Annotated in this window: 16 protein-coding genes and 1 riboswitch; of the genes, 4 read left to right on the top strand and 12 right to left on the bottom strand. The window is 72.0% G+C overall.

The genetic code is table 11. The features are described from left to right. Positions 1 to 7: 7 nt before the first annotated feature. From ACIBEA_RS19370 to ribD, 10 genes are all read right to left on the bottom strand, one after another. Positions 8 to 1,078 carry a hemolysin family protein gene (locus ACIBEA_RS19370; RefSeq protein WP_399262403.1) on the bottom strand — a complete coding sequence of 357 codons (1,071 nt, stop codon included), beginning with the start codon at positions 1,076 to 1,078 and terminating at the stop codon, positions 8 to 10. Further along, positions 1,075 to 2,472 carry a hemolysin family protein gene (locus tag ACIBEA_RS19365; protein WP_399262401.1) on the bottom strand — a complete coding sequence of 466 codons (1,398 nt, stop codon included), beginning with the start codon at positions 2,470 to 2,472 and terminating at the stop codon, positions 1,075 to 1,077. Before ACIBEA_RS19365 ends, ACIBEA_RS19370 begins: the two co-directional genes overlap by 4 nt. A gap of 178 nt (positions 2,473 to 2,650) precedes the next feature. Further along, positions 2,651 to 3,115 (bottom strand): PH domain-containing protein, encoded by a 465-nt coding sequence (locus ACIBEA_RS19360; protein ID WP_399262399.1) that lies wholly within the window; start codon positions 3,113 to 3,115, stop codon positions 2,651 to 2,653. 82 nt (positions 3,116 to 3,197) lie between these two features. Further along, positions 3,198 to 4,046 (bottom strand): ATP phosphoribosyltransferase, encoded by an 849-nt coding sequence (hisG, locus tag ACIBEA_RS19355; RefSeq protein ID WP_399262397.1) that lies wholly within the window; start codon positions 4,044 to 4,046, stop codon positions 3,198 to 3,200. A 74-nt stretch (positions 4,047 to 4,120) separates the two neighbouring features. Further along, positions 4,121 to 4,402, bottom strand: a complete 282-nt coding sequence (locus ACIBEA_RS19350) for a phosphoribosyl-ATP diphosphatase (protein WP_399262395.1) — start codon at positions 4,400 to 4,402, stop codon at positions 4,121 to 4,123. 35 nt (positions 4,403 to 4,437) lie between these two features. Then, positions 4,438 to 4,923: a 6,7-dimethyl-8-ribityllumazine synthase gene (gene ribH, locus ACIBEA_RS19345; RefSeq protein WP_399262393.1), complete on the bottom strand. Its 486-nt coding sequence runs from the start codon at positions 4,921 to 4,923 to the stop codon at positions 4,438 to 4,440. Positions 4,924 to 4,988: 65 nt separating this feature from the next. Beyond that, positions 4,989 to 6,278 (bottom strand): bifunctional 3,4-dihydroxy-2-butanone-4-phosphate synthase/GTP cyclohydrolase II, encoded by a 1,290-nt coding sequence (locus tag ACIBEA_RS19340; RefSeq protein ID WP_399262391.1) that lies wholly within the window; start codon positions 6,276 to 6,278, stop codon positions 4,989 to 4,991. Further along, positions 6,275 to 6,931: a nicotinamide riboside transporter PnuC gene (locus ACIBEA_RS19335; RefSeq protein ID WP_399262389.1), complete on the bottom strand. Its 657-nt coding sequence runs from the start codon at positions 6,929 to 6,931 to the stop codon at positions 6,275 to 6,277. The genes ACIBEA_RS19340 and ACIBEA_RS19335 overlap by 4 nt, the downstream gene beginning before the upstream one ends. After that, positions 6,928 to 7,572: a riboflavin synthase gene (locus ACIBEA_RS19330; protein WP_399262387.1), complete on the bottom strand. Its 645-nt coding sequence runs from the start codon at positions 7,570 to 7,572 to the stop codon at positions 6,928 to 6,930. Before ACIBEA_RS19330 ends, ACIBEA_RS19335 begins: the two co-directional genes overlap by 4 nt. Continuing rightward, positions 7,573 to 8,715, bottom strand: coding sequence for a bifunctional diaminohydroxyphosphoribosylaminopyrimidine deaminase/5-amino-6-(5-phosphoribosylamino)uracil reductase RibD (ribD, locus tag ACIBEA_RS19325; RefSeq protein WP_399262385.1), 1,143 nt, complete (start codon positions 8,713 to 8,715; stop codon positions 7,573 to 7,575). 152 nt (positions 8,716 to 8,867) lie between these two features. Further along, a riboswitch (FMN riboswitch) is annotated at positions 8,868 to 8,998 on the bottom strand. 256 nt (positions 8,999 to 9,254) lie between these two features. Between ribD and ACIBEA_RS19320 the strand changes: the two genes are divergently transcribed. Continuing rightward, on the top strand, positions 9,255 to 11,651 hold the full coding sequence (locus ACIBEA_RS19320; protein WP_399262384.1) for a chitinase C-terminal domain-containing protein: 2,397 nt from the start codon (positions 9,255 to 9,257) through the stop codon (positions 11,649 to 11,651). A 131-nt stretch (positions 11,652 to 11,782) separates the two neighbouring features. On the opposite strand, the gene ACIBEA_RS19315 is transcribed toward ACIBEA_RS19320, so the two are convergent. Next, the gene (locus ACIBEA_RS19315) at positions 11,783 to 12,871 is read right to left on the bottom strand and encodes an ROK family transcriptional regulator (protein ID WP_399262497.1); all 1,089 of its coding nucleotides are present in this window, start codon (positions 12,869 to 12,871) and stop codon (positions 11,783 to 11,785) included. A gap of 136 nt (positions 12,872 to 13,007) precedes the next feature. Between ACIBEA_RS19315 and ACIBEA_RS19310 the strand changes: the two genes are divergently transcribed. The 3 genes from ACIBEA_RS19310 (at position 13,008) to ACIBEA_RS19300 (ending at position 16,633) form a co-directional block, all read left to right on the top strand. Next, positions 13,008 to 14,264, top strand: coding sequence for an MFS transporter (locus ACIBEA_RS19310; protein WP_399262382.1), 1,257 nt, complete (start codon positions 13,008 to 13,010; stop codon positions 14,262 to 14,264). A gap of 140 nt (positions 14,265 to 14,404) precedes the next feature. Further along, positions 14,405 to 15,862, top strand: coding sequence for a uracil-xanthine permease family protein (locus ACIBEA_RS19305; protein ID WP_399262380.1), 1,458 nt, complete (start codon positions 14,405 to 14,407; stop codon positions 15,860 to 15,862). Positions 15,863 to 15,949: 87 nt separating this feature from the next. After that, a complete protein-coding gene (locus tag ACIBEA_RS19300; protein ID WP_399262378.1) occupies positions 15,950 to 16,633 on the top strand; it encodes a DUF5995 family protein in 684 nt (227 codons plus the stop codon). A gap of 89 nt (positions 16,634 to 16,722) precedes the next feature. Here the strand turns inward: ACIBEA_RS19300 and ACIBEA_RS19295 are convergent, their stop codons facing one another. Further along, positions 16,723 to 18,420, bottom strand: coding sequence for a flavin monoamine oxidase family protein (locus ACIBEA_RS19295; RefSeq protein WP_399262376.1), 1,698 nt, complete (start codon positions 18,418 to 18,420; stop codon positions 16,723 to 16,725). Between the last annotated feature and the right edge of the window lie 17 nt (positions 18,421 to 18,437).

Raw genomic sequence — 18,437 nt, 5'->3', positions numbered from 1 at the left:
GGGCCGGCTAGCGGGTCAGCGCCTGTTCGGGGCGCCGGGCCGGCGGGGCGACCGTGCGGTGCGCGGGATCGCGCACCTCGCCGACCAGCTTCTCCAGTACGTCCTCCAGCGCGACCAGACCGAGCACGCGCCCGGCGGGGTCCGCGACCTGCGCCAGGTGGGTGGCGTCCCGCCGCATGACGCTCAGCGCGTCGTCCAGCGGGAGGGTGGAGCACAGGGTGGTCATCCGGCGCCAGACCCGCTGGGGGACGGCGCCTTCCCGGTGTTCCAGGTCGAGCACGTCCTTGACGTGGACGTACCCCATGAAGGTGCCGGTGTCGGAGCGGACCGGGAAGCGCGAGTACCCGGTGCGCACGGTCAGCTGCTCGATCTCGCGCGGGGTCACCGCGGGGGTGACCGTGACCAGCCGGTCGCGGGCGAGGAGCACGTCGGTGACCGGGAGGCTGCCCAGCTCCAGGGCGTCCTCCAGGCGCTCCTGCTCGGCCGGTGCGAGGAGCCCGGCCTGCCGGGAGTCCTCGACGAGCCGGCCGAGCTGGGCCCTGGTGTAGACGGCCTCGACCTCGTCCTTGGGTTCCACCTTGAACAGGCGCAGGACCAGGGTCGCGCAGGCTCCCAGCGCCGTGGTGACCGGCCCGCAGACCCGGGCGAAGGCCACCAGTCCGGGGCTGAACCACAGGGCGGTCCGCTCCGGGGCGGCCATGGCGAGGTTCTTGGGGACCATCTCGCCGATGACCAGGTGCAGGAAGACCACCGCGGCCAGCGCGAAGGCGTACCCGAGGGGGTGGACCAGGCCGTGCGGCACCCGCGCGGCCTCGAAGAGCGGCTCCAGGAGGCGGGCCACGGTGGGTTCGGCGACGGCTCCCAGGGTGAGGGAGCAGACGGTGATGCCGAACTGGGCCGCGGCCATCATCCGGGGCAGGTTCTCCAGCCCGTGCAGCACCTGGCGGGCCCGCTTGGAGGAGGCCGCCAGGGGCTCGATCTGGCTGCGGCGGACGGAGACGAGCGCGAACTCGGCGCCGACGAAGAAGCCGTTGGCCAGGACCAGGAGCAGGGCGAAGAGCAGTTGGAGGGCGTTCACCGCAGGACCGCCATCTCGCGCCGGCCGCCGGCGGCGGAGTCGCCGCCGGAGGTCCCGGGGCCGGGGTCCGTACCGGTCGCGCTGTCGACCGTACGGACCAGGCGGACCCGTTCGGCGCGGTAGCGGCCGACCTGACGGACGGAGAGCTTCCAGCCGGGGAGTTCGGCCCGGTCCCCAGGAGCGGGGATGCGGCCGAGCAGATCGGCGACGAGGCCGGCGACGGTCTCGTAGGGCCCTTCGGGGACTTCGAGGCCTATGCGGCGCAGGGTGTGCACCCGGCAGCTGCCGTCGGCCTCCCAGGAGGGGCGGCCGTCCTCGGCGGCCACGGCGGCCAGCTCCGGGCCGTCGTCCTCGGCGAGGTCGTGCTCGTCGCGGACCTCGCCGACGAGTTCCTCCACGATGTCCTCCAGGGTGACGACCCCGGCGGTGCCGCCGTACTCGTCGACGACCACGGCCATCGGCTGTTCGCTGCGCAGCCGTTCCAGCAGCGGCTGCACCGGCAGGGAGCCGGGCACCAGCAGCGGGGCGACGCAGATCCGGCCCACGGGGGTGCGGGCGCGCTCGGACTCGGGCACGGCGAGGGCGTCCTTGAGGTGGACCACCCCGGTGACCTCGTCGATGCGCTCGCGGTAGACCGGGAAGCGGGACAGACCGGTGGCCCGGGTCAGGTTGAGCACGTCGGCCGCGGTGGCGGTGTGCTGGAGGGCACTGACCTTCACCCGGGGGGTCATGACGTGCTGGGCGGTCAGCTCGCCGAGCGAGAGGGTCCGCACGAAGAGGTCGGCGGTGTCCTGTTCCAGGGCGCCCGCCTGGGCCGAATGGCGGACCAGGGAGACCAGTTCGCCCGGGGTGCGGGCGGAGGCCATCTCGTCGGTCGGTTCCACGCCCAGGGCCCGCACGAGCCGGTTGGCGACGGCGTTGAGGCCGGCGATGACCGGCCGGAAGGCGCGGGAGAAGACGTCCTGGGGGCCGGCCACGATGCGGGCCACCTGGAGCGGCCGGGAGACCGCCCAGTTCTTGGGGACCAGCTCGCCGACGACCATCTGGACGGCGGAGGCGAGCAGCATGCCGGTCACGACGGCGATCCCGGTGACCGCCCCGCGGGGCAGTCCGGTCGCGGTGAGCGGCCCGGTGAGCAGCCCGGCGAGGGCGGGTTCGGCGAGCATGCCGACCACGAGGGAGGTGAGGGTGATGCCGAGCTGGGTTCCGGAGAGCTGGAACGACAGCTCCCGCAGGGCCTTGACGACCGTACGGGCGCGTTTGTCGCCGTCGGCGGCGGCGCGTTCGGCCTCGGGTCTCTCCACCGTGACGAGGCCGAATTCGGCCGCCACGAAGAAACCGTTGGCGAGGATCAGGGCGAATGCCGCCACGAGCAGGAGTAGCGGGGTGGTCATGCCGCCGCCTCCGGGGGGAGGGCGGCGCGGGTACTACCGGACGATCCGTCCATTGCTGGAGGGAGTCACTCCTCAAGTCGCAGGTACCCACGGGCCGCGTTGTCCCGGGGCCGGTGGGAGGGCGCGAACGTGCGCCCCGCCACCAGGGTAGTCATTGAGAACGAGGCCGCAATGGCACTCAGCTCTCGCGCGGGCCGCTTCCGTGGTTCTCGGCCAGCGCGCGCAGCGCCCTCGCGTCGCCGATCGCCTGCTCCTTGGCCACGCCGGGCTGGATCCCGAGGGCGGGCAGGCTGGTGCCGTCGTTGAGGTCGAGGAAGACCCACGGGTCGCCCGGCCGGAGGTTGACGCGCAGGATCTGCGCCCATTCAAGCCGTCGGGTGGTCGTGAGGTTGACGACGGTGACGCCGCCCTCGTCCGCGACCACCTTGGGGCGGCTGAGCAGCAGCAGGACGGAGGCGAACAGGGCGGCCGTGAAGACGAAGCTGAGCCGTTCGCCGGCGCCGAGGTCCTTCAGGAGCAGCCCGATCGCCGAGATGGTGACGAACATGACGAGCCCGACGCCCAACAGCACCACCCGGGTGCGGGTCGGCCGGAAGGTGACCGGCAGGGCGGGCAGTACGGGCTGGGCGGCGGACTCGCTCATGGGGTGCTCGGTTCTACGAAAGGACGTACGGAGGGGCTCATCGGGTGACGGCGCCCACCCCGGGAAGGGGTGGGCGGACCGGTCAGAGCCGGCAGGCGTGGATCGAGGTGGTGAGGATCGCGCGCGCGCCCAGCTCGTACAGGTCGTCCATGATCCGCTGGGCCTCCTTGGCCGGAACCATGGCGCGGACGGCGACCCAGCCCTCGTTGTGCAGCGGGGAGATCGTCGGCGACTCCAGGCCCGGGGTGAGGGCCACCGCGCGCTCCAGGTGCTCGGCGCGGCAGTCGTAGTCCATCATCACGTAGCTGCGGGCCACCAGGACGCCCTGGAGGCGGCGCAGGAACTGCTGGGCCCGCGGGTCGTCCGGGTCGCTGGAGTTGCCGCGGATGACGACCGCTTCGGAGGTGAGGATCGGCTCGCCGATGACCTCCAGGCCCGCGTTGCGCAGGCTGGTGCCGGTCTCGACGACGTCCGCGATGATCTGGGCGACGCCGAGCTGGATGGCGGTCTCGACCGCGCCGTCGAGGTGCACGACGGAGGCGTCGATGCCCTGCTCGGCGAGGTGCTTGGCGACGATCCCCTCGTAGGAGGTGGCGATCGTCATGCCGGTGAAGTCCTGCGGGCCCTTGGCCGTGCCGGGGATGGTGGCGTAGCGGAAGGTGGACCGGCCGAAGTTCAGCGGCAGGATCTCCTCGGCGCTGGCTCCGGAGTCGAGCAGCAGGTCACGGCCGGTGATGCCGATGTCGAGCTTGCCGGACGACACGTAGATCGCGATGTCCTTGGGGCGGAGGTAGAAGAACTCCACCTCGTTCTCGGGGTCGACGACCACGAGCTCCTTGGACTCCTTGCGCATCCGGTAGCCGGCCTCATGGAGCATCGCCGACGCCGGTCCGGAGAGAGAACCCTTGTTGGGGACGGCGATGCGCAGCATGGGGCTTCCTTTGGTGCGTAGGTGCGAAAGGGGTGTGCGTGCGGGGCGTGCTCGGGGTCCGTCGGCCCGGCGGCTCAGAGGTGGGCGTAGACGTCGTCGAGGGAGATCCCGCGCGCGACCATCATCACCTGGACGTGGTAGAGCAGCTGGGAGATCTCCTCGGCGGCGGCTTCCTTGCCCTCGTACTCGGCGGCCATCCAGACTTCGGCGGCCTCCTCGACGACCTTCTTGCCGATGGCATGGACTCCCTTGCCGACCAGTTCCGCGGTCCGGGAGGTGCTGGGGTCGCCGTTGGCGGCCTTGAGCTGGAGCTCGGTGAAGAGCTGCTCGAAGGTCTTGGGGGATTCGTTCGCCATGATGGTCCTCAGAATAAAGGGTCCGCCCCTGCCGATTAGCGCCAGGGTTCGCTGACGGTGCGCAGGGTCATGGCGGTGGAGACGGCGGCGGTGACCGCTTCGTGCCCCTTGTCCTCGTTCGACCCTTCGAGTCCGGCGCGGTCCAGCGCCTGCTCGTCGTTGTCGCAGGTCAGTACGCCGAAGCCGACGGGGACTCCGGTGTCGAGCGATACCTGCACCAGGCCCTGGGTGACGCCTTGGCACACGTACTCGAAGTGCGGGGTGCCGCCGCGGATGACCACTCCGAGGGCGACGATGGCATCGTATCCGCGACCGGCCAGTACCTTCGCCACCACCGGCAGCTCGAAGCTGCCCGGGACGCGCAGCAGGGTGGGCTCGTCGATGCCCAGCTCGTGCAGGGCGCGCAGGGCGCCGTCGACGAGGCCGTCCATGACCTTCTCGTGCCACTGGGCCGCGATCACGGCCACCCGCAGGTCTCCGCAGTTCTTCACACTCAGTTCGGGTGCGCCCTTGCCGCTCACAGCTCTCCTCGGTGCGTTGTGCTCTTCGTTTGCGTTGCGTGTCTGACGTCAGGTTGTCGCAGGTGCTACTGGTTGCCGCAGGCCGAGACGGACGCCACGCCGTCCAGCCAGGGCAGGTCGTGCCCCATCCGGTCCCGCTTGGTGCGCAGGTACCGCAGGTTGTGCTCGCCGGTCTCGGTCGGCATGGCCTCCCGGCTGACGACCTCGATGCCGTGCCGGACCAGGGCCGCCGCCTTCTGCGGGTTGTTGGTCATCAGGCGGGTGCTGTGGACCCCGAGGTCGGAGAGGATCTGCGCGCCCGCCCCGTAGTCGCGGGCGTCGGCGGGCAGGCCCAGCTCCAGGTTGGCGTCGAGGGTGTCGCGGCCGCGCTCCTGGAGTTCGTACGCGCGCAGCTTGGCCAGCAGGCCGATGCCCCGGCCCTCGTGTCCGCGCAGGTAGACGACGACCCCGCGGCCCTCGGCCGCGATGCGCTGCATGGAGGCCTGGAGCTGGGGGCCGCAGTCGCAGCGCTGGGACTGGAAGATGTCGCCGGTCAGGCACTCGGAGTGCATCCGGGCCAGGACGTCGCGGCCGTCGCCGATGTCCCCGTGGACCAGGGCGATGTGCTCGACCCCGTCGGCGATGGAGCGGTAGCCGTACGCGGTGAAGGGACCGAAGGCGGTCGGCAGGCTGACCTCGGCCCCGCGGCGCACGGTCGGCTCGGCGGAGCGCCGGTAGGCGACCAGGTCCTCGATGGAGATGATCGTCAGGCCGTGCTTGCGGGCGAAGGGGATCAGCTCGGGCAGCCGGAGCATGACCCCGTCCTCACCGGCGATCTCGACGATCGCGCCGGCCGGGCGCAGGCCCGCGAGTCGGGCGAGGTCGACGGCGGCCTCGGTGTGGCCGTTGCGGACCAGGACGCCGCCGGGCTTGGCGCGCAGCGGGAAGACGTGGCCCGGCCGGACGAAGTCACCCGCCGTGCTGGTGCCGTTGGCCAGCAGCCGCAGCGTGGTGGCGCGGTCGGCGGCGGAGATGCCGGTGGTGACGCCGTGCACGGCGCTGGCGTCGACGGAGACCGTGAAGGCGGTCTGCATCGACTCGGTGTTGTGCGTGACCATCTGCGGCAGGTCGAGGCGGTCCAGCTCGGGACCCTCCATCGGAGCGCAGATGAGGCCGCGGCACTCGCTCATCATGAAGGCGATGATCTCGGGGGTGGCCATTTCGGCGGCGATGACGAGGTCGCCCTCGTTCTCGCGGTTCTCGTCGTCCACCACGACGACCGGGCGACCCGCCGCGATGTCGCGGATGGCCTGCTCGACGGGGTCGAGCCGGAAGGACTCGATGTCGCTCTCGGTGGGCACGGGCGTGAGGGTCATGCCGTTGCTCCTTCCAGGGCCGGGGCGTCGGTGGTGGTGCGCGAGCGCTGGTACCAGTCGTAGGCGCCCCACAGGACGAGGGCGAAGTAGACGACGTAGACGAGGCCCGAGAAGACCAGACCGCTCTGGAATGCGAGCGGAACGCCGACGAGGTCGACGAGCAACCAGGCGAACCAGAACTCGACCAGACCGCGGGCCTGGGCGACCATCGCCACAATCGTGCCGACGAAGATGTAGGCGTCGGCCCACGGGCTCCAGGAGAGCGAGGGGACGAGGGTGAAGAGCCCGCCGACCGCGAGGGTGCCGAGGGCAGCGCCCGCCAGGAGCATGCCGCGCTCGGTCCAGGTGGCCGTGCGCACGGCGATGGAGCCGTCCTGGGCCTGCTGCTTCCCGCGCTGCCAGGCGCGCCAGCCCCACAGGGCCACGACGATGACCAGGAGCTGCTTGCCGACGCCGCCCGCGAGGTGGGCGGTGGCGTAGGCGCCGACCAGGATGAGGCCGGACAGCAGCTGGGCGGGCCAGGTCCATATGGAACGGCGCCAGCCGAGGGCGAGGGCCGCCAGGCCCATCAGGTTGCCGATCATGTCGGACCAGATGACCTTCTGGTCGAAGACCGCGAAGGCCTCGGTGTTGAGCCAGGCGAGCGCGCTCATCGGTCCGTCTCCTTCGGGTCGGCATCGGGTGCCACGGTGGTCAGCGGGTCGACGCCGGCGGCCAGGAGGCGCTCGACGTACTTCGCGAGGACGTCGACCTCCAGGTTGACCGGGTCGCCGGGCTCCTTGATGCCGAGCGTGGTCAGGTTCAGCGTGGTGGGGATGAGGCTGATGGTGAAGTGGTCGGCCGCGGCGTCGACCACGGTGAGGCTGACGCCGTCGACCGTGATGGAGCCCTTCTCGACGACGTACCGGGCGAGCCGCTCGGGCAGCGAGACCTTGACGATCTCCCAGTGCTCGGAGGGGGTGCGGGAGACGATCCGGCCGGTGCCGTCCACGTGGCCCTGGACCAGGTGTCCGCCGAGGCGTCCGCCCAGGGCCATCGGGCGCTCCAGGTTGACCCGGGAACCCTTGGTCAGGGCGCCCAGGCTGGAGCGGTTGAGGGTCTCCTGCATCACGTCGGCGGTGAACTCGCCGTCCCCCGTCTCCACGACCGTCAGACAGACGCCGTTGACGGCGATCGAGTCGCCGTGCTTGGCACCTTCGGTGACGACGGGGCCGCGCAGTCGGAAGCGGGAGGCCTCCGCGAGCTGCTCGACGGCGGTGACCTCGCCCAGTTCTTCGACGATTCCGGTGAACACTCAGTGCTCCTTGAGGACGGTGGGGGCGGCGGGGACGGCGGCGACCGCGGGAACGGCCGTCACGCGCAGATCGGGACCGAGGCGGAGCACCTCGGTGATCTCCAGGCGCAGGGCCTGGGTGAGGGTGGTGATCCCGGCGTCGGCGAGGGCGTTCGGGCCCGCGCCGAGGAGGACCGGGGCCAGGTAGCCGACGATCTTGTCGACGGCTCCGGCGGCGACGAAGGCGCCGGCCAGGGTCGGCCCGCCTTCGACGAGGACGGAGCGCACCCCGCGGGCGAACAGCTCGGCGAGGAGCGCGTCCACGGAGAGGCCGTGCCCGTCGTGGGGCAGCCGGGCCACCTCGACGCCCGCCAGGTGGCGGGTGTCGGCGTCCTCGGCGACGGCCACCAGGGTGGGGGCGGCGTCGTCGAGGATCCGGGCGCCGGGCCGGACGGTGGCCCGGGTGTCGAGGACCACGCGCAGGGGTTGGCGGGCGCCCTCGACGCCGCGGACCGCGAGGTGCGGGTCGTCGGCGCGCAGGGTGCCCGAGCCGACGACGACCGCGTCGGCCTCGGCGCGCAGCCGGTGGACGTCGGCGCGCGACTCGGGGCCGCTGATCCAGCGGCTGGTGCCGTCGGCGGCGGCGACCCGGCCGTCCAGGGTGGCGGCGTACTTCCACAGGACGTAGGGGCGGCCCAGGCGTACGGAGGTCAGCCAGGGCTCGTTGCCGGCCTCGGCCTCGGCCCGCAGCAGCCCTTCCCCGACCTCGATCCCGGCGTCGCGCAGGGTGGCTGCGCCACCGCTGGCCTGCGGGTTCGGGTCGGGGACGGCGTAGAGCACGCGGGTGATCCCGGCCTCGACGAGGGCCCGGGCGCAGGGGCCCGTGCGGCCGGTGTGGTTGCAGGGTTCGAGGGTGACGTAGGCGGTGGCGCCGCGGGCGGCGTCCCCCGCCGCGCGCAGGGCGTGCACCTCGGCGTGCGGGCCGCCGGCCCGCTCGTGCCAGCCCTCGCCGACGATCCGGCCCGAGGCGTCGGCGATGACGCAGCCGACGGCCGGGTTGGGGCTGGTGAAACCGAGGCCGCGGGCGGCCAGCTCGATGGCCCGCCGCATGGCGCGTGCGTCGTTCGCGTCGGCGTGTGTCGCCACCGGGTCCTCCTGCCTCATCGGGCACGGACTCCGGGGCCTGTCGGGATACGACAGATGAAGCGGGTAGCACACGCGGGGACGCCGAGGTCGACATCACGATCCGTCCGAGACGTATCCCCTGGGGGTTACGCCGACGAACCGCCGACGGCGGCGTACCGGTGACTGGCCCGCCGCGCACTGCCTCCCATCCGGACTTTAACCGTCGGTCCAGGAATTTCACCTGGTCAACCGGCCGCTGGATGCGGACGGGTCGCGGACTATAACCGCCGGTTCGGAATTACACCGACCCCGGAGTGCGCTGCTACTGGTACTAGGGCCAGTGTGCCACGGGTGATCGGAAGCCATGCACGCAAGTACTTGTGGCCTGGCTCACACGTTCGGCGCAACTTTCCGAGGGTTCGGCTTTGGTCCAGACCTATTGACGGGTTGGTCTAGTCCTCTTAACGTTCCCTTCATCTTCCCCGGGAGCCGGCCCGCCGATGTGCGCACGTCACGGGCCGATCAGCGCCACCTTTACGCACGTTGTGTCCTGTCACCTCCCCTCCCCAGGAGGCACAATGCTGTCCCCCACGCGCACCAGATCCATGCTGCTGGCATCCGGTGCCGCCATCGCGGGCCTGCTCATCGGCGGCCTCTCGGCAGGCGTCTCGCACGCCGCCGACAACGAGAGCTGTCGACCCGACGGGCTCTACAAGACTCCGGGCGTCGACGTCCCCTACTGCTCGGTCTACGACGCCGAGGGCCGCGAGAAGATGGGCGCCGATCACCAGCGACGGGTGATCGGCTACTTCACCGGCTGGCGCACCGGCAAGGACGGCACCCCCGCCTACCTGGCCAACAACATCCCGTGGGACAAGGTCACCCACCTCAACTACGCCTTCGGACACGTCGGTTCCGACAACAAGCTCTCGGTCGGCGCGGACGGCCCGAACAACGCCGCCACCGGGATGACCTGGCCGGGCGTGGCGGGCGCGGAGATGGACCCCTCGCTCCCCTACAAGGGCCACTTCAACCAGCTGACCAAGTTCAAGAAGCAGTACCCGAACGTCAAGACGCTGATCTCGGTCGGCGGCTGGGCGGAGACGGGCGGCTACTTCGGCGACGACGGCAACCGGGTGAACTCCGGCGGCTTCTACTCCATGGCCACCAACGCCGACGGCTCGGTGAACCAGGCAGGCATCGACACCTTCGCGAACTCCTCCGTGGACTTCATCCGGAAGTACGGGTTCAACGGCGTCGACATCGACTACGAGTACCCGACCACCATGAAGGACGCGGGCAACCCGCTCGACTGGCAGCTCTCCAACGCCCGTCGCGCGGGCCTGGTCAAGGGCTACGCCGCGCTCATGAAGTCGCTGCGCGAGAAGCTCGACCGCGCGGGCGCCACCGACGGCAAGCACTACCTGCTCTCCGTCGCCGCCCCCTCCTCCGGCTACCTGCTGCGGGGCATGGAGACGTTCCAGATGCAGAAGTACCTGGACTACGTCAACATCATGTCCTACGACCTGCACGGCGCCTGGAACGAGTACGTCGGCCCCAACGCCTCGCTCTTCGACGACGGCAAGGACGCCGAGCTGGCCTCCGCGGGCGTCTACTCGACCTCCCAGTACGGCGGCATCGGGTACCTCAACTCCGACTGGGCCTACCACTACTTCCGCGGCTCCATGCCGGCCGGCCGGATCAACATGGGCCTGCCGTACTACACCCGCGGCTTCAAGAACGTCCAGGGCGGCACGGACGGCCTGTGGGGCAAGGCCCCGGCCACCAACTGCCCGGCGGGCGCGGGGCTGACCAAGTGCGGTGACGGCGCGGTCGGCATCGACAACCTGTGGCACGACCTGGACTCCAACGGGGTCGAGGCCCCGGCCGGCTCCAACCCGATGTGGCACGCCAAGAACCTGGAGAAGGGCGTCGTAGGCGACTACGTCACCAAGTACGGCTTCCCGGCGAACACCACCCTGACCGGCACCTACGTCCGCAAGTACGACTCGACCCTGGTCGCGCCGTGGCTGTGGAACGCCCAGAAGAAGGTGTTCCTCTCCACCGAGGACGAGCAGTCGGTGAACGCCAAGGCCGACTACGTGGTCAACAAGGGCATCGGCGGCACGATGGTCTGGGAGCTGGCGGGCGACTACTCCTACAACGCCGCCAAGGGCCAGTACGAGATGGGCAACACGCTCACCACGGCGATGTACGACAAGTTCAAGGCGGCCGCCCCGTACGGCGCCAAGCGCGCCACCATCACGATGCCGACCGAGGCGATCAAGGTGGACACCGAGTTCGGCCAGTTCCCGCTCGGCGACTCGAACTACCCGATCAGCCCCAAGCTGAAGATCACCAACAACACCACGGCCGCCCTGCCCGGCGGCACGGAGTTCCAGTTCGACTACTCCTCCTCCGCCCCGAGCAACGCCAAGGACCAGTCCGGCTGGGGCACCACGGTGATCCGCAGCGACCACTCGGGCACCAACGTGGGCGGCCTGAAGGGCGACTACAACCGGGTCTCCCTGAAGCTGCCGGCCTGGCAGACGCTGGCCCCGGGGGCCTCGGTGGAGCTGGACTTCGTCTACTACCTGCCGACCTCCACCCCGTCCAACTGGACCGTGACCTTCGGCGGCAAGACCTACGGCATCGCCGGTGACCTGGCGCGCGGCACCACCGTGGTCGAGCCGGGGGGCCCGACCACGCCGCCGACGACTCCCCCGACGACGCCGCCCACCACCCCGCCCACCACCCCGCCGACGACTCCCCCGACCACTCCTCCGACGACGCCGCCCACCACGCCCCCGGGCGGGACCTGCGCCAACCCGGCGTACGTCGCGGGCAACACCTACACCGGCGGGACGGTCGTCTCGCACAAGGGCCACAACTGGAAGGCCCAGTGGTGGACGCAGAACGAAGAGCCCGGCACCACCGGTGACTGGGGCGTCTGGAAGGACCAGGGGGCCTGCTGACCCCGCGCGGGGCCCAGCGGCCCGATGAGTACCTGAACTCCTGAGCACGTGAGGACCCGGTGGCCCGGCGGCCACCGGGTCCTCGCGCGTCCGCCCCGCCCCGGTACGCCGGCGCCGGAGGGGCTACGGGGCTACGGAGCGCCGAACAGGGCGTCCTGGGCGCTGTCCCGGGCGGCCAGCCGGGCGCCCTGGAGCACCGCCGGATCGCCGAGGGTGGTGGCGCGGACCTCCGTGGCCACCGGGGTCAGCCGGGCCAGCCGGTCCGCGACCCTGGCCGCCAGGGCCGCTCCGCCCGCCCGGCCCAGCTCGCCCCCGAGGACCACGCAGCCGGGGTCCAGCACCGCCGTCACCGCGGCCGCGCCCAGGGCGAGCCGCTCGGCGAAGGCGTCGAGGAAGCCCTCCCCCGCGGCCCCGGCGGCGGCGTCCTCCACCGGCCCCGCGTATCCGTGCGCGGCGGCGAGCGCGGCCACCGCCTCGCGCCCGACCAGCCCGTGGAAACCTCCGCCGCAGTCCGTCGCGGAGGGCAGCCCCACCGTGCCCGGCACCGGCAGGAAGCCGATCTCGCCCGCGCCCCCGGAGGCCCCGCGGCGCAGCCGCCCGTCCAGGACCACGGCCGCGCCCACCCCGGCGCCCAGCCACAGCAGCACGAAGGAGTCCACATCGCGGGCCGCGCCCAGGCGCTGCTCGGCCAGCGCGGCGAGGTTGGTCTCGTTCTCCACGACGACCACGGCGGGCAGCCGCCGCTGGAGCGCGGCCACCAGGTCCCGGTGCCAGGAGGGCAGGCCGCGCAGGGTGCGCAGTTCGCCGCTGGCCGGCACGACCAGCCCGGGCGCGCCGACCACCACCGTGTGCAGCGGCGCCGCGCCCGCCTCCCGGGCGAGCTCTTCCAGCCGGGTCACCGCCTCCTCGACCGCGTCGGCGGGCAGTCGCGCCTGGGCCAGCGGCCGACCGAGCAGGTCGGTGATCACCGCGGTCACCCCGTCGGTGCGCACGTCCAGCGCGGCGAGGTGGGCGAGGCGGGCGACGATCCCGTAGAGCCGGGCGTTCGGTCCGCGCCGCTGTTCGCCCGATTCGCCGACGACCTCGATCAACCCGGCGCCGGTCAGGCGCTCGACGAGGTCGGCGACGGAGGGGCGGGAGAGCCCGGTCAGCTTCTTGAGCTGGGTCGCGGTGAGCGGCCCCTCTTCCTGCAGGAGCCGGAGCGCCAGCCGGTCGTTCATCGCCCGGGCCGTGCTCGGCGAGGCGGGTGAGGGAGCGGCGGCCGGGGCTGCGGATGCGGGTGCGGAAGTCACCCGGCCATCCTAGAAGGAACCGGGGACTTATTTATCAGGTAGGGTTCCTGATAGTTTGGCAGCCATGACCGGGGAAACAGAGCTGACACCGCGCCGCCTGCGCCGCGCACGCATCGCCATAGCCGCCGTCTTCTGCGCCCACGGCGCGGTCACCGGCAGCTTCGCCACCCGGATCCCCTGGATCCAGGAACACGCCCAGCTCAGCGCGGGCACCCTCGGCATGGCGCTCGCCTTCCCCGCGGTCGGCGCGGCGATCGCGATGCCGCTGGCCGGGCGGATCAACCACCGCTTCGGCGCGCGCAACGCGCTGCGCGGGCTGATCGCGATGTGGACCCTGTCCCTCATCCTGCCGAGCCTCGCCCCCGACCTCCTCTCCCTCTGCCTGCTGCTCCTCGTCTACGGCGCGAGCGCGGGCATGTCGGACGTGGCGATGAACGCGCTCGGCGTCGAGACCGAGAACCGGCTGGGCCGCTCGATCATGTCCTCGCTGCACGGCATGTGGAGCGTGGGCGCCCTCGTCGGCTCGGCCGCCGGTACGGTCGCCGCGCACGCCGGGGCCGACGCCCGGGTGCACCACCTGTTCGCGGCGCTCGCCCTGACCGCCGTCGCCCTGGTCGCGGTGCGCGGCGTGCTCGACCTCCGGGGCGGCCAGGAGGAGGAAGCGCCGCCGCGCTTCGCGCTGCCGCCCAAATCGGCGCTGGTCATCGGGGCGATCGGCTTCTGCGCGGTCTTCGCGGAGGGCGCGAGCATGGACTGGTCGGCGGTCTACTTCCGGGACGTGCTGCACACCGATGCCGGGCTCGCCGCCGCCTCCACCACGATGTTCGCGCTCACCATGGCGGCGGCCCGGCTCGCGGGCGACAAGGTGGTGGACCGCTTCGGCCCCGTGCGCACCGTACGGGCGGGCGGCCTGCTGGCCACGGCGGGCGGCCTGCTGGTGGTCCTCGTCCGGCATCCCGCGGGTGCGCTCGCGGGCTTCGGCCTGATCGGGCTCGGCATCGCGGTGGTGGTCCCGCTGGCCTTCGCGGCCGCCGCCCGCAGCGGCCCGGCCCCGGCCCAGGCCCTCGCCGGGGTGGCGACGATCACCTACACGTCGGGGCTGGTCGCCCCCTCCGCGATCGGCGCGGTGGCCGACGCGACCTCGCTGGTGGTGTCCTTCGGGCTGGTCACGCTGCTGGCCCTGGCGCTGGTCGCGGGGGCGACCGTACTGCGCCCGAAGCTCGGCGCGGGACCGGCGCCGGCGGCCGGTACGGATGCGGCGGACCGGCCGAAGGGCACCGCGACCGGCAATCAGGACGAACCTGCCGCTATCCAGCCGTAATATGACCTCGGCCGTCCTTCGGCCCGGTCATCGATCCCCCCACACGCGGCACAGTCGGCATACTCGGCACGTTCGACCCCCCGGTCGGCACCCACCCGGTCGGCGCCTGCGGCTGCCGCATCGCGAAACGGAGTTTCACCATGGGCCTCGGCGTGCGCTGGACCCTGCACGGCGACGGCCGGACACCCGCGCCCGGCGCGGTCGTCCGGCCGGACGAGCGGCTCACGTGGCCGCGCACCGCGGGGCTCGGCGCCCAGCACGTGGTCGCCATGTTCGGCGCGAGTTTCGTCGCGCCGGTGCTCATGGGCCTGGATCCGAACCTGGCCATCATGATGTCCGGCATCGCGACGGTGATCTTCCTGCTCGCGACCCGCGGCCGGATCCCGTCCTACCTGGGCTGCTCCCTCTCCTTCGTCGGCGTCGCCGCCGCGATCCGGGCGGGCGGCGGGAGCAGCGCGACCGTCACCGGCGCCGTGCTCGTCGTCGGCGCGGCCCTCTTCCTCGCCGGCCTGGCGGTGCGGCACTTCGGCGCCCGGATCATCCACGCGGCGATGCCGCCGGTGGTCACGGGCGCGGTCGTGATGCTGATCGGCTTCAACCTCGCGCCGGTCACCGCCTCGACCTACTGGCCCCAGGACCAGTGGACGGCCCTGCTGGTGATGGCCTTCACCGGGCTCGCCGTGGTGTGCCTGCGCGGGTTCTGGTCCCGGATCGCGATCTTCCTCGGGCTGCTCTTCGGATACGGCATCTCGGCCCTCTTCGACCTGCTCTTCGGCAAGATCCACTCGACGGTGGGCGGCGGCGCGGCCGTGGACCACTGGCGCCTGGACCTGTCGGGCGTGGCCGAGGCCGACTGGATCGGGCTGCCGTCCTTCCACGCCCCGCAGTTCGAGTGGTCGGCGATCCTGATCGCGCTGCCCGTGGTCATCGCGCTGATCGCGGAGAACGCCGGGCACATCAAGGCCGTCGGCGAGATGACCGGCGACACGCTCGACGACCAGCTCGGCACCGCGATCGCCGCCGACGGCGCCGCCTCGATGCTCTCCACCGCGGTCGGCGGGCCGCCGAACACCACGTACTCCGAGAACATCGGCGTCATGGCCGCCACCCGGGTCTACTCCACCGCCGCCTACTGGGCGGCCGCCGGCTTCGCGCTGCTCTTCGGCCTGTGCCCCAAGTTCGGTGCGGTCGTCGCGGCCATCCCCGGCGGGGTGCTCGGCGGGATCACGGTCATCCTCTACGGCATGATCGGCCTGCTCGGCGCCCAGATCTGGATCAACGGCCGGGTGGACCTGCGCAATCCGCTGAACCTGGTGCCGGCCGCGGCGGGGATCATCATCGGCGTCGGCGGGGTCGGCCTGAAGATCAGCGACAACTTCCAGCTCGGCGGCATCGCGCTGGGCACCCTCGTGGTCATCACCGGCTACCACGTGCTGCGCTACTTCGCCCCGGCGCACATGAAGGAGCACGAGCCGCTGCTCGATTCGGGGACCTCGACCTACGACGCACCGGGCGGCGAGGACCCCGCGGCAGCGGCGAACGCCCCGGACACCCCCGCCGCCCCCGGCGCCCCGGGCACCCCCACCGGGCGGTCCTGACCCTCCCGCCACGGGCAGGTTCGCCCGAACCGGCGAAGTACCGGGCCAAGTCTCCCGGGATGCGGCGCCAGCTGCGAACCTGCCTGCATGGAAGCGGTGCTCGCGCGGATGCGCGCCCTGGACGAGCGACTGCCCGAACACGACGGCGTCGCCGTCTTCAACCGGGTGTACCTGACGGTGACCGAGACCCTGCACCGCCGCATCGAGCACGGGGGCTTCCCCGGGCCGCGCCGGGCGGCGGTGCTGGGCGTGCGGTTCGCCGAGCGGTACCTGATGGCCGTCGACGCGGCCGCCGAGGGGGACCGTACGCCCGCCTGCTGGCGGCCGCTCTTCCAGTACCGGCGCCACCCGGGCGTACGGCCCCTCCAACACGCCCTCGCCGGGATCAACGCGCACATCGGGCACGACCTGGCCCTCGCGGTGGTCACCACCTGCCGCACCCTGGACTGCGAACCGGCAGCGCTGGAAGCCGACTTCGACCGGATCGGCGACACGCTGGTCGCCCTGGAGGAACGCATCCGGGAGGAGCTGATGCCGGGGCCCGATCTGCTCCAGATCGCCGATCCGCTCACCCACCTGGTCGGCTCGTGGAGCCTGCAGCGCGCCCGGGACGGCGCCTGGGCCTCGGCCCGGCTGCTGTGGACCCTGCGCCGCTCCCCCGACCTGGCCGAGGAGTTCGAGGAATCCCTGGACGCGGGCGTCGGCCTGGTCGGCCGCTGCCTGCTGACACCGGTCCGGCAGAAGACCGGCTCCGCCTGGGCGGTGGGGTAGGCCCCGCTCCCGGACCCCGACATGGGAACGGGCCGCCGCCGCGCTCGTGGCGCGGGGGCGGCCCGTGGTGCGGCGGGAGGCCGGGACGGTCAGTCCTCGGGCAGCTCCACCGGGGCGATGGCGTCGTAGAGGTCGCCGGGGCCCGGGTTGGTCGAGTCGGTCGCGCCACCGAGGTGGTGCATGACGCCCCACACGGCGTTCAGCGCGGTCTGCACGGCGCCCTCGGCCCAGCCCGCCGTCCAGGAGATGTCGTCGCCCGCGAGGAAGATGCCGCGCTTGTCCTCGGGGAGGCGGTCCTGCATGAAGTGGGTGAACAGGCGCCGCTGGTAGCGGTAGTGGCCCGGCAGGTTCGCCTTGAAGGCGCCCATGAAGTAGGGCTCGTTCTCCCAGGAGACGGTGACCGGGTTGCCGATGATGTGACGGCGGATGTCGACCTTGGGGTAGATCTCGCCGAGGGACTTCAGCATGACCTCCATCCGCTCGTTCGCGGACAGCGGCAGCCACTTCAGGCTGTCGTCGCACCAGGTGTAGGAGAGGCAGATGACGGCCGGCTTGTCCGGGCCGTTGTCCAGCAGGTACGTCCCGCGCGTCATCCGGTCGGTGAGCGTCATCGACATGACGTCGCGGCCCGTCTCCTCATCCTTGTCCAGCCAGAACGGCCGGTCCACCGGGACGAAGAGCTTGGACGACTCCATGTAGTGGGTGCGCTCGATCGCCGTCCAGTGGTCGATCGGGAAGAGGGTGTCGTCGCACTCGATCTTGGACAGCAGCATCCAGGACTGCGCCGTGAAGATCGCGGCGCGGAAGGTGCGGATGTCGCCGGAGGCGTCGGTCACCGTGATGTGGTTGCCGGCCGTGCGGTGCAGGCGGGTGACCGCCGGGCGCGGGGCGCCGTCGTGCAGGGTGGACAGCGAGGTGCCCTGGGCCCAGTGGAGGATCTTCTCGGGGGCGCGGTCCCACATGCGCAGCGGCAGCTGCTGCGAGCCGCCGACGATGCCGCGGTGGTGGTCGTCCGCCTCGGTGTAGACGACGCGGAGGATCTCCAGGATGGAGTTCGGGAAGTCGGTGCCCCAGCCGCCGGTGCCGAAGCCGACCTGACCGAAGATCTCGCGCTTGCGGAAGGACTGGAAGGCCTCGGACTTGCAGAGGAACCCGTAGAAGGTCTCGTCGTCGAGCTTCGCGACGAGCTTCGCCCAGATCTCGCGGATGCGCGGGACGTCCCGCTCGCGCATCGCGGTGTTCATGTCGGAGAAGTCCGCGCCCTCGTCGAGGCACGCGTTCCACGCGGCGGCCACGTCGCGGTAGACCTGCGGGAGGTCGGCGATGGTCTCGGCGTAGTGCGTCTCGCCCTTGAGGTCGACGACCGTGGAGGGGGTGGCCTCGGCGAGCGGGTTCGGGAAGGACTCGGTCACCAGGCCGACGAGGTCGATGTAGTGCTGGAGCGCGGTGGAGGACGGCGGGAAGCGCATGGCGCCCATCTCCGCGGTCAGCCCCTCCGTGCCGGCGCCCTCGAAGCCCACGGTGCGCAGTCGGCCGCCGATCTGGTCGGCCTCGTAGACGACGGGCCTCAGGCCCATCTTCATCAGCTCGTACGCGGAGATGATCCCGGACAGCCCGCCGCCGATCACGGCGACCTCGGTGCCGTGCTCGGTCGCCGGTATCTGACCCAGGCCCGCCGGGTGGGCGAGGAAGTCGTCGTAGGCGTACGGGAAGTCCGGACCGAACATGGTGATCGGCGGCTGTCCGTCGCTGTGCGGGACGGCGGTGGTGGGGACCGTGGACGTCATGGGGGCACGTCTCCTTG

Origin of the sequence: Streptomyces sp. NPDC051555, assembly GCF_044454405.1 — a bacterium.
In the GTDB taxonomy this organism is placed as follows: Bacteria; Actinomycetota; Actinomycetes; order Streptomycetales; family Streptomycetaceae; genus Streptomyces.
Note: the sequence above shows the minus strand (reverse complement) of the source record. Positions and strands in the feature narration are given on the sequence as shown.

What these genes read in the sequence shown, in the direction of transcription:
- ACIBEA_RS19300 (WP_399262378.1), top strand. Translation starts at nt 15,950, where the DNA reads ATGGAAGCGGTGCTCGCGCGGATGCGCGCCCTGGACGAGCGACTGCCC.
- ACIBEA_RS19335 (WP_399262389.1), bottom strand. Translation starts at nt 6,931, where the DNA reads ATGAGCGCGCTCGCCTGGCTCAACACCGAGGCCTTCGCGGTCTTCGAC.
- ACIBEA_RS19340 (WP_399262391.1), bottom strand. Translation starts at nt 6,278, where the DNA reads ATGACCCTCACGCCCGTGCCCACCGAGAGCGACATCGAGTCCTTCCGG.
- ACIBEA_RS19315 (WP_399262497.1), bottom strand. Translation starts at nt 12,871, where the DNA reads ATGAACGACCGGCTGGCGCTCCGGCTCCTGCAGGAAGAGGGGCCGCTC.
- ACIBEA_RS19310 (WP_399262382.1), top strand. Translation starts at nt 13,008, where the DNA reads ATGACCGGGGAAACAGAGCTGACACCGCGCCGCCTGCGCCGCGCACGC.
- hisG (WP_399262397.1), bottom strand. Translation starts at nt 4,046, where the DNA reads ATGCTGCGCATCGCCGTCCCCAACAAGGGTTCTCTCTCCGGACCGGCG.
- ACIBEA_RS19365 (WP_399262401.1), bottom strand. Translation starts at nt 2,472, where the DNA reads ATGACCACCCCGCTACTCCTGCTCGTGGCGGCATTCGCCCTGATCCTC.
- ACIBEA_RS19320 (WP_399262384.1), top strand. Translation starts at nt 9,255, where the DNA reads ATGCTGTCCCCCACGCGCACCAGATCCATGCTGCTGGCATCCGGTGCC.
- ribD (WP_399262385.1), bottom strand. Translation starts at nt 8,715, where the DNA reads ATGAGGCAGGAGGACCCGGTGGCGACACACGCCGACGCGAACGACGCA.
- ACIBEA_RS19360 (WP_399262399.1), bottom strand. Translation starts at nt 3,115, where the DNA reads ATGAGCGAGTCCGCCGCCCAGCCCGTACTGCCCGCCCTGCCGGTCACC.
- ACIBEA_RS19305 (WP_399262380.1), top strand. Translation starts at nt 14,405, where the DNA reads ATGGGCCTCGGCGTGCGCTGGACCCTGCACGGCGACGGCCGGACACCC.
- ACIBEA_RS19350 (WP_399262395.1), bottom strand. Translation starts at nt 4,402, where the DNA reads ATGGCGAACGAATCCCCCAAGACCTTCGAGCAGCTCTTCACCGAGCTC.
- ACIBEA_RS19295 (WP_399262376.1), bottom strand. Translation starts at nt 18,420, where the DNA reads ATGACGTCCACGGTCCCCACCACCGCCGTCCCGCACAGCGACGGACAG.